Annotated in this window: 11 protein-coding genes; 4 read left to right on the plus strand and 7 right to left on the minus strand. The window is 57.3% G+C overall.

Annotated elements, in window-relative coordinates; all coding sequences use genetic code 11:
* Positions 1–340 precede the first annotated feature (340 nt).
* Positions 341–1,240, plus strand: coding sequence for a threonine/homoserine exporter RhtA (rhtA, locus tag ACP7BE_RS21850; protein ID WP_426107243.1), 900 nt, complete (start codon positions 341–343; stop codon positions 1,238–1,240).
* Positions 1,241–1,391: 151 nt separating this feature from the next.
* Positions 1,392–1,673, plus strand: a complete 282-nt coding sequence (locus tag ACP7BE_RS21855) for a hypothetical protein (protein ID WP_095001639.1) — start codon at positions 1,392–1,394, stop codon at positions 1,671–1,673.
* Between the two features lie 49 nt (positions 1,674–1,722).
* Here the strand turns inward: ACP7BE_RS21855 and ACP7BE_RS21860 are convergent, their stop codons facing one another.
* Together ACP7BE_RS21860 and ACP7BE_RS21865 are read right to left on the minus strand one after the other, a co-directional pair.
* Positions 1,723–3,543 carry an aminopeptidase P family protein gene (locus ACP7BE_RS21860; protein WP_095001640.1) on the minus strand — a complete coding sequence of 607 codons (1,821 nt, stop codon included), beginning with the start codon at positions 3,541–3,543 and terminating at the stop codon, positions 1,723–1,725.
* A 56-nt stretch (positions 3,544–3,599) separates the two neighbouring features.
* Positions 3,600–4,769, minus strand: a complete 1,170-nt coding sequence (locus ACP7BE_RS21865) for a cysteine desulfurase family protein (RefSeq protein WP_426107246.1) — start codon at positions 4,767–4,769, stop codon at positions 3,600–3,602.
* 331 nt (positions 4,770–5,100) lie between these two features.
* Here ACP7BE_RS21865 and ACP7BE_RS21870 point away from each other — a divergent pair, with 331 nt between their 5' ends.
* Positions 5,101–6,186, plus strand: coding sequence for a sigma-54 interaction domain-containing protein (locus tag ACP7BE_RS21870; protein WP_095019291.1), 1,086 nt, complete (start codon positions 5,101–5,103; stop codon positions 6,184–6,186).
* A 172-nt stretch (positions 6,187–6,358) separates the two neighbouring features.
* On the plus strand, positions 6,359–7,138 hold the full coding sequence (locus ACP7BE_RS21875; protein ID WP_426107248.1) for a TSUP family transporter: 780 nt from the start codon (positions 6,359–6,361) through the stop codon (positions 7,136–7,138).
* Here ACP7BE_RS21875 and nudC read toward each other — a convergent pair.
* The 5 genes from nudC to gnd form a co-directional block, all read right to left on the minus strand.
* Positions 7,106–7,936 (minus strand): NAD(+) diphosphatase, encoded by an 831-nt coding sequence (gene nudC, locus ACP7BE_RS21880; protein WP_426107250.1) that lies wholly within the window; start codon positions 7,934–7,936, stop codon positions 7,106–7,108. The two genes, ACP7BE_RS21875 and nudC, sit on opposite strands and share 33 nt — an antisense overlap.
* 30 nt (positions 7,937–7,966) lie before the next feature.
* Entirely contained in the window at positions 7,967–8,779 is an 813-nt protein-coding gene (locus ACP7BE_RS21885; RefSeq protein ID WP_095001645.1) for a crotonase/enoyl-CoA hydratase family protein, read from the minus strand.
* A gap of 124 nt (positions 8,780–8,903) precedes the next feature.
* A complete protein-coding gene (locus tag ACP7BE_RS21890; protein WP_153400021.1) occupies positions 8,904–9,722 on the minus strand; it encodes an HAD family hydrolase in 819 nt (272 codons plus the stop codon).
* Entirely contained in the window at positions 9,719–11,242 is a 1,524-nt protein-coding gene (gene zwf / locus ACP7BE_RS21895; RefSeq protein ID WP_426107253.1) for a glucose-6-phosphate dehydrogenase, read from the minus strand. Before zwf ends, ACP7BE_RS21890 begins: the two co-directional genes overlap by 4 nt.
* A complete protein-coding gene (gene gnd / locus ACP7BE_RS21900; protein ID WP_095001647.1) occupies positions 11,239–12,219 on the minus strand; it encodes a phosphogluconate dehydrogenase (NAD(+)-dependent, decarboxylating) in 981 nt (326 codons plus the stop codon). Before gnd ends, zwf begins: the two co-directional genes overlap by 4 nt.
* Positions 12,220–12,453 lie beyond the last annotated feature (234 nt).

Here is a 12,453-nt window from a genome sequence, read left to right on the forward strand (position 1 = left end):
CATCAACCACTTGCGCTTTCGATCTCTCGTTAGCGGGAGGCGAATTCTACAGCGTTACACGCTGCTGTCAACACCTCATTTCCTGCTTCGATGACTTGAAGCTGACACCGCCGAAAACCGTCCAACTCATTGAAACTAAAGGAGTTTTCCGTTTCGACTGCGCCGGAAGTGGGGCGAATTATAGACAGTTACAATTCCGAGTCAAGCATTAATCGAAACTATTGATCTGTGAGCGCCTATAGCGTGAAAAACGCCAGAAGTTGCGCACTATATTGCACATTCTCAATCAGTTAAGCATCATGCCTGCCTTAAAGCCCCTCAAACCCAGGCACACTCCGTAATGACAAAGCTCCCCCGCAACCTGATGGCGACGCTTTTCCCTGTTGGCTTGCTGCTTATTGCCATGGCTTCGATCCAATCGGGTGCATCGCTGGCTAAAAGCATGTTCCCCATCATTGGCGCCCAAGGAACAACCAGTCTGCGCCTGGCATTCGCCAGCATTATCATGTTTCTGATACTGCGCCCCTGGAGAGCCAGGCTCAGCGCAAAATCCTTAAAAACCGTGATTGTTTACGGGATAGCGCTGGGGGGGATGAATTTCCTCTTCTATATGTCATTGCGCAGCGTTCCGCTGGGTATTGCTGTGGCCCTTGAGTTCACGGGACCTTTGGCCGTGGCTATTTACACCTCCCGCCGGCCGATCGACTTCATATGGATAGGTCTGGCAATCACCGGACTGCTGCTACTCATACCTTTTGGTGAAAGCACGCAAGGAATCGACCCTGTCGGCGCGGGTTACGCGTTGAGCGCCGGGGTCTGCTGGGCACTGTACATTCTTTATGGGCAACGGGCCGGAGCGGATAATGGCGTGCAGACCGCTGCTTTAGGCGTAATTATTGCAGCACTTTTTTTCGCACCTATAGGTGTGTACCACGCTGGCGCCGCATTATTGACTCCAGGCCTGATTCCCATAGCCATTGGCGTAGCCCTTATGTCCACCGCTCTGCCCTACACACTTGAGATGATCGCCCTGACACGCATGCCAACTCGAACATTTGGCACACTGATGAGCATAGAACCCGCCTTCGGAGCACTGTCGGGCCTGTTGTTTCTGAATGAGATCTTGTCATTTACGCAATGGATGGCCATTTCCTGCATCATCATGGCTTCGATCGGGGCGACTTTAACCATGTGCAACCATTCCACACCTGTTGCTACTGACAAAAAAGGCGCCAGTTGACACAGTTATTGTAATTGACTCTCATTTAAGGGATGTTTGTCACTCCAGATTCATCAGGCCGATTCAGGATACGGACATCTACAGGGGCCACGGACAGGCAGCCTCACACATGCGTATCCCGTAAACCCGATGCAAACGCTTAAGGACAGGAATGAAACGTATTTTGGTAGCTTTAGCCGTACTTGCTTTAACCGGCTGCGCTGCAACCTCCGAAACCTCCGTCAAGCATGGCAAGCGAGGCCTGCATATCAATTGTTCGGGATTGTCCTCCTCGTGGAACAAATGCTATGCCGAAGCCGACAAGTCTTGCGGAACCAAGGGATACCGGGTGATTGCCAAATCGGGTGATGCGGCCGAAGAGCCAGGGGACTACCCGTTCGGCCTTAACCCCGCGGGTTATACCAGTCGCAGCATGATTGTCATCTGCAGGTAGTAACACCTGTTGCCATGCTGTCGACCCGACCGGCAGCATGGCATCAAGATCAGCGCTTGATCGCGACGGGTGCCGTACGAACCTGCAACCACTCCAGAGCGGCGCCTGCAAGCAGCGGACTCAAACGCTCGAGAACCTGGGCGTGGTAGCCATCAAGCCACTCGACCTCCTCACGCGTCAGCAATGATGGTTCCAGACAGCGAGTGTCAATCGGACATAGCGTCAGGGTTTCAAACTTCAGAAACACTCCAAACTCCGAATCACCCGCTTCCCGGTTCAACACCAGGTTTTCGATGCGCACCCCCCAACGACCCGGACGGTATGTCCCCGGCTCGATCGAGGTAATCATCCCCGGCTGCATTGCCGTGTGCGGCGCCGGTGCAGCCTGATAGGCGATAACCTGTGGCCCTTCGTGCACGTTCAGGAAGTAACCGACGCCATGCCCAGTGCCGTGCCCGTAATCGACGTTTTCAGCCCAGATCGGGGCCCTGGCAATCGAGTCCAGCAAAGGCGAGAGGATGCCCTTTGGAAAGCGAGCACGAGACAAAGCGATCACGCCTTTTAGTACACGGGTGCAGTCACGTTTTTGCTCATCGGTCGGCGTGCCGACGGGAACCATGCGCGTGATATCGGTCGTGCCCCCCAGGTACTGCCCGCCCGAGTCAATCAACAGCAAGCCGTCACCTTCAATGACTGCATGTTCTTGTTCGGTGGCATGGTAATGGGGCATTGCGCCATTGGCATTAAACGCAGCAATGGTGTTGAAACTCAGTGATACAAACCCGGGACGACGGGCACGGGCCGCGGTCAGCTGTTCATCAATCGTCAGTTCGGTAATGCGCTCACGCCCAAAAGCCGTTTCCAGCCAGGCAAAAAACTCACACAGTGCAGCACCATCCTGCTCCATGGCCTGGCGAATATGAACGGCGTCATCAAGACTCTTTTGCGACTTGGACAGGGTCGTAGGGTTCAAACCCTCAACCAGCTTCACTTCAGGCTTCAGGTGGCCGATCAGCCCGCAGGTCACGCGGACAGGGTCTACCAGCAACCGGGTAGTGGCCGGCAAGGACGCCAGCGCCGCATTGATCCCGGTGTAGTCGCACAGCTCTATGCCTTCGCGGGCCAGGGTGCCACGCAGTTCGGCACTGACCTTGTGCAGATCGACAAACAAGGTAGCCCGGGCCTCCTCGATTAATGCAAACGACACGAATACAGGGTTGAAAGAGACATCCGAGCCACGCAAGTTGAACAACCAGGCGATGTCATCCAGGGTTGCAATGAAATGCGCGTCTGCTTTGCGCTGCTTGAGTGTTTCGCGCAACTGCTGGAGCTTGTCGACCCGACTGACCGTCGCTTGTGGTGGCAAGTGCTCATACACCGGCTGCACCGGCAGTGTTGGCCGATCCTGCCAGACAAGGCCAAGCAAATCGATATCCGTGCGCAAGGTTGCACCGCGCTCCTTGAGCCGGCTTTCAAGGGTTCGTGCTGAAGCCAGGGCAAGAACGGCGCCATCAACGCTAACCGTTGCACCTTCTGGCGTTTGTTCAGCCAGCCACTCCAGAGGACCCGGCTGCCCGGGCAACAGTTTGACCAGTTCAATGGTGCTGCCACTGAGCTCTTTACCCGCTTGCTCCCAGTAACGGCTGTCAGCCCACACGCCGGCGAAGGTCGGCGTGACAATCAATGTGCCCACTGAACCGTAAAAGCCTGACAGCCACTGACGGCCCTGCCAGTAGGCAGGCAAGTACTCCGAAAGATGGGGATCGGCCGAAGGCACGAGAAGCGCATGGATCCCGTGCTGGCTCATCACTGCCCGGGTGCGTTTCAATCGCTCCACAACAGACCCCGAATTCAACACCTGAGTACTCATTTATTCTCCTGCCAGTCACTGGTAATTATTATTCGTCGCTGATGATGGATCAGCCATCAAGGTTGGGCAACCGCCCAAAAAGGTGCGGGCGCTGCTGCGCAAGCCTTGATTGCCTTTGCAGCTACATCGATGTCCTGCTCGCGGGTGAAGCGGCCAAGGCTCAGGCGGATGGTACGCCCGGCCTGGCGTGCATCATGCCCCAGCGCCAGCAGCACATGGGAAGGCGCATTGCTGGCCGAGTTGCATGCCGACGTTGCCGAGTACGCCAGCTCGCTACTCAAGGCAGCGCTGTTAAAGTGTCCTTCGCTGAAGGTCAGGCTCAAGGTATGAGGAATACGTTGGGTCGGACAACCATTGCATTGCAGGCCCGGCACATCGGCCAGTTGTGCAAGCAAACGCTGACGCAATTCACGAATATGCTCCAGCTCTTCGGCAAACGACTGGTTGGCCAATGCAAAAGCTGCGCCCATACCGGCAATTTGATGCGTCGCCAGCGTTCCAGAACGCAAACCGGACTCATGCCCACCACCGTGAATCTGCGCCTGCAAGCGATCCTGTGCCCGCGAGCCCACATACAACGCGCCGATACCTTTGGGGCCATAAATCTTGTGCCCCGAAAACGACATCAGATCGACGGCCCACTCATTCAGGTCGATGGCTACTTTGCCTGCACCTTGCGCAGCATCTACGTGAAACAACGCACCATGCTCGCGCACGCGACGGCCAATCTCCGGGATGTCATTCACCGTCCCCAGTTCATTGTTGACCAGCATCAGCGACACCAGCAGCGTATCTGCCCGCAGGGCGGCGCTGACCTGATCGGCGCTGACAAGCCCGTTGGCATCAGGTGCCAGGTAGGTCACGTCAAAGCCTGCATCCTGTAAAAAACGCGCGGTATCCAGCACCGCTTTGTGCTCGATCTGGCTGGTGATGATATGCCCGCGCAACTGGCCACCGGCCTGTGCCACACCTTTCAGGGCCAGGTTGTTGGACTCGGTAGCGCCCGAGGTCCAGATGATCTGCTCCGGCCTGGCATTGATCAGTTGCGCGACCTGCTTTCGGGCCAGTTCTACCGAATGCCGGGCTTGCTGACCAAAGACGTGGGAGCCGGAAGCTGGATTGCCAAAGTTGCCTTCAAAGCCCAGGCATTCGACCATCACCTGGATGACACGAGCGTCCACGGGAGTGGTGGCCGCGTAATCGAAATAAAGAGGTCGCTTGTTCATTGTTCAAATCCACTGAGCGCTTTCCTGAATCAGGGCGTCCCTGATTCAGGATTAATGAGACCACTTGAAAATGCGGCCGTTAGAAATAACTGATTGAGCCGGGTGAAAACAGGTAAATCAGAGAAAACCCTCCCAGGCTCAATCCTAAATTAAGGAGGCCTGGAAAGCAGTGTCTTATAAAGCGCTAAAAACACGTCGCGATGCAAGTCCGATATGCAATATCGATATATAAATATGGAATTAGGTTAGTTTACGGAATAACAAAATAACTTTATAAAGCTGCCTCCGGCTTTCCTTTTGTGGGCAGAGCCCCTGTTAAAAGGAGCTGTCAATGCAGCTTTTAACATTACCTGCCACCCCGGCACTGGCCACGTCCATACGCGCCACGGCCCAAGTATTTGAAGACCCAGCGTCCAAAGCGCTGTTGACGCACTTGCAACAAATTGCCCCCAGTGATGCCAGTGTGCTGATCATTGGAGAAACCGGCACCGGCAAGGAACTCGTTGCACGCCATATCCATCAGCTCAGCCACCGGCACCAGCAGCCATTCGTGGCGGTCAACTGCGGGGCGTTTGCCGAGTCACTGGTTGAGGCTGAGTTGTTCGGCCATGAAAAAGGTGCTTTCACGGGCGCCCTGAGTGCAAAATCCGGCTGGTTTGAAGAGGCCGATGGCGGCACGTTGTTTCTGGATGAAATCGGCGACTTGCCGCTGGCCATCCAGGTCAAGCTGTTGCGCGTCCTGCAAGAACAAGAGGTTGTGCGGCTGGGTTCGCGCAAAAGCACCCCGATCAACGTTCGGGTGCTGGCTGCCACCAACGTCAACCTGGAGCAGGCCATCGATGCCGGACATTTCCGCGAGGATCTCTACTACCGCCTGAATGTTGTCAGCCTTGCGTTGCTGCCCTTGCGCGAGCGACCTGGAGATATTCTGCCGCTGGCCCGCCACTTCCTGAAAACCTATCGCCAACGCCTGCCCCACGGGCCAACGGCCCTGAGCGAGTGCGCCGAGCAAGTCCTGGTGCATCACCCCTGGCAGGGCAATATTCGCGAGCTGGAAAACGTCGTGCACCACAGCCTGCTGCTGTGCCGCAACCAGACCATCACGGTGCAGGACCTGCGCCTGTCCCAGTCACGCAGCAGGCGCCAGGACTTGCCGACGCAACAACCGGTTCAACACACTACCCGGGATCTGTTGCAGCGCGCATTTCGCAAGCTTTTCGAAGAAGAACCGGGAGCCCTGCATGAAACCGTCGAAGACGCCCTGCTGCGCAGCGCTTATGAATTTTGCCATCACAACCAGGTGCACACGGCCAAATTGCTGGGCTTGAGTCGCAACGTCACCCGCACCCGGCTGATCAAGCTCGGTGCACTATCAGTCAACGTCCGGCGGATGGATGCCGACGCTCTCGTCTATTAATAGAACACCCGCTGACGCAATTGCCTGACCATAGCGCCAAACGATCCCCATGATCGTTCATGGCGCCGTCGGGCAATCACAAAAGCCCTATCGCCGCTGTTCTCGCTTATCGGTAAGATGACGTCCTTCCCGCGCGCCTGCGCTGTACGTCCCGCCGAATTAAGTCGATCCCATGCCTTTTGAACTCAGCGTAGATTTGACCACCCTCGCCATTCTGGCCGCCGTTGCTTTTGTTGCCGGTTTTATCGATGCCATCGCAGGTGGTGGCGGCTTGCTCACCACCCCTGCCCTGCTCACCGCAGGCTTGCCGCCACATCTTGTGCTGGGGACCAACAAACTCAGTTCGACCTTCGGCGCAGCCACGGCGAGCCTTACCTTCTACCGTCGCAAACTGTTCCATCCCCGCGAGTGGAAACTGGCCATTTTCGGCACCCTGGTCGGCAGCCTGATTGGCGCAACTGCCGCCCATTATATGCCCGCAGAGTGGCTCAACAAGATGCTGCCGGTGATTGTCTTCGGTTGCGGGATTTACCTGTTGTTTGGCGACACCCCAAAAACACCCGTCGACAACGACGCGCCGATCAAAAAGAAATGGCAATTGCCGCAGGGTCTGGGCCTGGGGTTCTATGATGGCGTGGCCGGCCCGGGCACCGGTGCGTTCTGGACTGTCAGCAGCATGCTGATGTACCCCATCGATCTGGTGAAGGCCAGCGGTGTGGCCCGCAGCATGAACTTCGTCAGCAACATTGCAGCGCTGTCGGTGTTTATCTTTTCCGGGCATGTGGACTGGATAATCGGCCTGACCATGGGCTTTGCAGTGATGGTCGGCGCTTACTTTGGCGCCCGCAGCGCGATCAGCGGCGGCGCCAAGTTTATTCGTCCGGTATTTATTACCGTAGTCCTGGGCCTGACCGTGCGCCTAGCCTGGCAGCACTGGTTCGGCATGGCCTAAGCGCCGCGCCACATACAGGTCGATAAGATAACGCGCAATCGAGCGCGACGCCGGCAACGGCGGTAATTGATGCACATTGAACCACTGCGCATCTTCTATCTCATCGGCCTGGGGCACAATCTCGCCCCCGGCATATTCCTCGTGAAACCCCAGCATCATCGAGTGCGGGAACGGCCAGCACTGGCTGCCCACATACTGGATGTTCCTGACCTCCAGCTGCACTTCTTCGCGCACTTCACGAATCAGGCAATCCTCGGCCGACTCGCCTGGCTCGGCGAAGCCCGCCAGGGTGCTGTAAACCCCCGGCACAAAGCGCGGCGAACGGGCCAGCAGCACTTCATCACCACGGGTAATCAACACGATCATACTCGGCGATATGCGCGGGTAACTGCGCAAGTCACAGGTAGCGCAGTACATCGCCCGCTCCCTTGACACCTGCGTCATGGCCTGCCCGCAACTGCCGCAAAAACGATGTTCACGAGCCCAGGTGCCGATTTGCGCGGCATAACCCAGCACTTTATAAAGCGTGTGGTCGTCGCCCAGCATAAAGGCGCGCAAGCCCTGCCAATGGCAGCCCTCTACCTGAGCGGCGCCCTTGAGCTCCAGCAAATATACCGGCTCGCCGTCGAGGTGGCCGATGCCATGCTCGGCCAGTACCGGCAAGTTCTGGCGTTTGAGCCATTCGCGAGGGAACAGCGGGCCATTGTCATCATTCAGAAAACCGTCGGGGCCGCGCGCCACGGCCCAGCCGCCAGTCAGGTCTGTATCCAGTACTGCCGTGATCCAACGCGGTGTCATCAAGTGATCCTTGTTCAGGTTACAAAGCCTTCAATCGAGAAATTCGGGTTTCTGCTTGGTCATATGCGCGGTCATTGCCAGGCGCAGATCGCTGGATTGCAGCATCGCAGCATTCCACGTCGCAACATATTCCAGGCCATCCTCCACTCGGTGATCGCGCATATAGCCGATCATCTGCTTGGTGCCAGCAATGGCAATCGGCGATTTACTGGCGATTTCCTGGGCAATCGCCATAACGCCCTCAAGCAACGCCTGTTGATCACTGTAGACCCGGTTTACCAGGCCGATGGCGCGAGCTTCATCTGCCGCGACCATTCGCCCGGTATAGGCCAGCTCGCGGAGCATGCCATCACCGATGATACGCGGCAGGCGTTGCAGTGTCCCGACATCGGCGGCCATGCCCATATCGATTTCCTTGATCGAGAACTGTGCATCTTCAGCGGCGTAGCGCATGTCGCAGGCGGCAATCAGGTCTATCGCCCCGCCAATGCAGTAACCCTGAACCGCCGCCAGAACTGGCTTGCGGCACTGGTCGACGGCAGTGAACGAGGCCTGCATTTGCAGGATTTTTCGTCGCAGCATGCGGGCGTTGCGCCCCACATCCTTGCCCATTTCATTGGCCACCGACGCCAGCAGCATCAGGTCGATGCCGGCCGAGAAATGCTTGCCCGCCCCACTGAGCACCACCACACGCACCGCGTCAGTTTCATCAATCCACTGGAAGATATCGATGATTTCGGACCAGAACGCAGCATTCATCGCATTGACCTTTTCAGGTCGATTGATCTGTACATGGGCGATATTGCCGTTCAACTCAACCTGAAAAGCCTGGTAATCGGACATAACCTGAATCCTTTGCGGGGCGCCGTCGCCGGCCGATAAGCGGCGGACTATAACAAGGCTTGCAGGCTGCAGGCAGGCCGCGATCACGCCAAAATACGGACAAAACGACCTGTCACAGCCCCCTTCAGCGCGTCAGGATAAACCGCTCGATCGCCTGGGCAACGCCATCTTCAGTATTGCTGCCGGTGACATGCATCGCCTGCTCGCGAATAGGCGCATCGGCCTGGCCCATGGCAATCGACAGCCCGGCACGCTGGAACATGGCCGGATCATTGCCGCCATCTCCTATCGCCACCGTGCGCTCAAGAGGCACACCCAGGTGTTCGGCCAGCGTGGCAAGGGCATCGCCTTTATTGGCCCTGAGCGCGGTGATATCAAGATAACGGGCCTGGGAGCGGCTGGCAGAGGCCTCCCCATGCAGTAACTGCTGCAAACGCTGCTCCAGCTCGACCAACAAGGGTGCATTGCCGGTAGTGGCCACGATCTTGTCCACCCGGTGCAGGTAGGGTTCAAAACTCTCGACTACCAGCGGGGCATAACCCAGGCCCTGCTGCTCGTGGGCAACCATCGGCCCCGTCGGGTCGCGCAACAGCCACTCATCGTCGGCAAACACCCAGACCTCAACGTCATGCCCGGCCAAAAACTCGAGTGTCTTGAGTACGGCCTGGTACGGCACATGGTGGGACTGCAGCACGCTGCCATCGGCGTTGACCAGCACCCCGCCATTGAACCCGGCAGTCGGCAGCTCAACCCCCAACTGCCGGATATAATCGCGCATGGCCCGTGGCGGGCGGCCGGTAGCCAGGGTGAAATGAATGCCGGCGGCCTGCAGCGCCTTGACTGCCGCCAGGTTGCGCGGGCTGATACTGTGATCAGGTAAAAGCAGGGTGCCATCCATGTCACACAACACCAGCTCAATCGGGTTTTGCTTCACGTCACTCATCCTATGTTGAGCCAGACACGCCCATCGCGACCCAGCAATTCTTTAGCGGCCTCAGGACCGTCTTCACCGGCCTTGTACGGTTGCACGTCCGTTTGTTCCTGCCACGCGTCCAGAAAAGGTTGCACACCCCGCCAGCCGTTTTCAATGTTGTCCGCACGTTGAAACAAGGTCTGGTCGCCAGTAAGGCAGTCGTAGATCAAGGTCTCGTAGCCTGTTGAAGGCTGCATTTGGAAAAAGTCCTTGTACGCAAAACCCAACTCGATATTGGCCATTTTCAGCCCCGGCCCGGGTTGCTTGGCCTGCAGGTCAAACCACATGCCTTCATTGGGCTGGATCTGGATCCGCAAATAGTTGGGCTGCAACCGTTCAACGTCGGTATCACGGAATTGCGCGTAAGGGGCAGGCTTGAAGCAGATGGCGATTTCGGTGTCCCGCGCACTCATGCGCTTGCCGGTGCGCAGATAAAACGGCACGCCCACCCAGCGCCAGTTGTCGATCATCACCTTGAGCGCGACAAAGGTTTCGGTGCTGCTGTCGGCCGCCACGTTGTTTTCCTGGCGATAACCCACCACCGGCTTGCCGCCGGACTCACCCTGAGTGTACTGCCCGCGCACCGAGTTCTTCAGCGCATCCTCTTTGGACCAGGGGCGGATTGCGCCAATCACCTTGGCCTTCTCACCGCGCACCGCATCGGCACCAAAGGCCGCAGGGGGCTCCATCGCGACCATCGCCAGCAGTTGAAACAGATGGTTGGGCAACATGTCGCGCAAGGCGCCGGTGTGTTCGTAAAAACTGCCACGTGTCTCAACCCCGACGATTTCTGCCGCCGTGATCTGCACATGGTCAATGTAATGATTGTTCCAGAAAGCTTCGAAAAGCCCGTTGGAGAAACGGCTGACCAAAATGTTCTGGACGGTTTCCTTGCCCAGGTAATGGTCAATCCGGTAGATCTGCTTCTCGCTCATGACGCTCAGCAGGCATTCGTTCAATGCCTGGGCTGTTTGCACGTCAGAGCCAAAAGGTTTTTCAATGACTACCCGGCGAAAAGCCTCCGGGGTTTCCTTGAGCAACCCGCTGGCGCCCAGCCGCTGCACGACTTCGCTGAAAAAGCGCGGTGCAGTGGCCAGATAGAACACCGCATTGGCGGTGCCACTGGCGAAAATCTTCTGTTCCAGCGCCGCGTAGGTACTGTCATCGAGAAAATCGCCCTGCACATAGCTGATGTTCTTCGCCAGCGAGGCCCATAGAGCGGCATTCAAGCCCTCGCCGTCAGGATGATCCACTTTGCTGGACGCTTCATTGCGAATGAAGTCTTCCAGCTTTTTGGCAAATCCCTCATCACTGATCGCATTGTGGTCGACGCCCACAATGCGCAGGCCACCGTCCAGTAAACCATCACGACTCAAGTTGTACAGCGCCGGCATCAGCAAGCGCTTGACCAGATCACCGTGGGCACCAAACAAAAACAGAGTGGTGGGCGGCGCAGGCTTGGCATCAGGTTTACTGGACAGATCGGTCATTTTTTAGGCGTCTCCACGTGGCCGCCGAAACCAAAGCGCATGGCTGACAACAATTTGTCGCCATAGAGGCTTTGCTGGCGTGAACTGTAGCGGGCAAACAGGGCTTGCGACAACACTGGCACCGGGGTCGACTGCTCCATTGCGGCCTCGATGGTCCAGCGGCCTTCGCCACTGTCTGCGACGGCGCCCGAGTAGCCATCCAGCGGCTCATCAGTGGCCAGAGCATCGGCGGTCAAATCCAGCAACCAGGAAGACACCACGCTGCCACGACGCCAGACTTCAGCGATATCACCCAGGTTCAGGTCAAAACGCTGCTCTTCAGGCAGGTTTTCACCGCCTTTCATCTTCATCAGGTTGAAACCTTCGGCGTACGCCTGCATCAAGCCGTACTCGATACCGTTGTGCACCATTTTGACGAAATGGCCAGCGCCAGCCGGGCCAGCATGGATGTAACCACGCTCGGCACGGTCATCGTCAGAGGTGCGATCCTTGGTCCGCGCAATATCGCCCATGCCTGGCGCCAGCGCTGCAAACAGCGGGTCCAGATGTTTCACGACAGCGCTGTCTCCGCCGATCATCATGCAATAACCGCGCTCCAGGCCCCACACGCCGCCCGATGTACCCACGTCAACGTACTGGATGCCTTTCTCGGCCAGCGACTGCGAACGACGAATGTCATCCTTGTAGAAGGTGTTGCCGCCATCAATGATGATGTCATCGGCGTCCAGCAACTCGCTCAAAGTCTCGATGGTGTCTTCGGTCGGCGCACCGGAAGGCAGCATGACCCAGACAGCACGGGGTTTGGCCAGGCCTGCGACCAGCGCTGGCAAATCGGCAACGGCGGTGGCGCCTTCCTGTTCCAGAGCGCTGACAAAGTCGGTATTGCGGTCAAAAACCACGGTTGTATGCCCATTGAGCATCAGACGCCGCGCGATATTCCCGCCCATACGGCCCAATCCAATAATTCCCAACTGCATGTACTGTTGCTCCCAACGACAAATAAATAGGTGTACAGCACCTCGGTGCAGCATTGCCCAAGGTGCCCGATCAGGATCAGCCCTGACACATGCTGCATAGTTTCGCACAAGCTGGAGGGCAGATTCCCGATTCAATACACTCAACAGACGGACGAAGCAGTAAAGACTGCAAAAAACGTAAAATTTTCAAGGTGCGACAAGACCGATCCATGTCTACCAGCCCGATCATGGGTG

Source organism: Pseudomonas sp. TWR1-1-3 (genome assembly GCF_049896805.1).
In the GTDB taxonomy this organism is placed as follows: domain Bacteria; phylum Pseudomonadota; class Gammaproteobacteria; order Pseudomonadales; family Pseudomonadaceae; genus Aquipseudomonas; species Aquipseudomonas bubulae.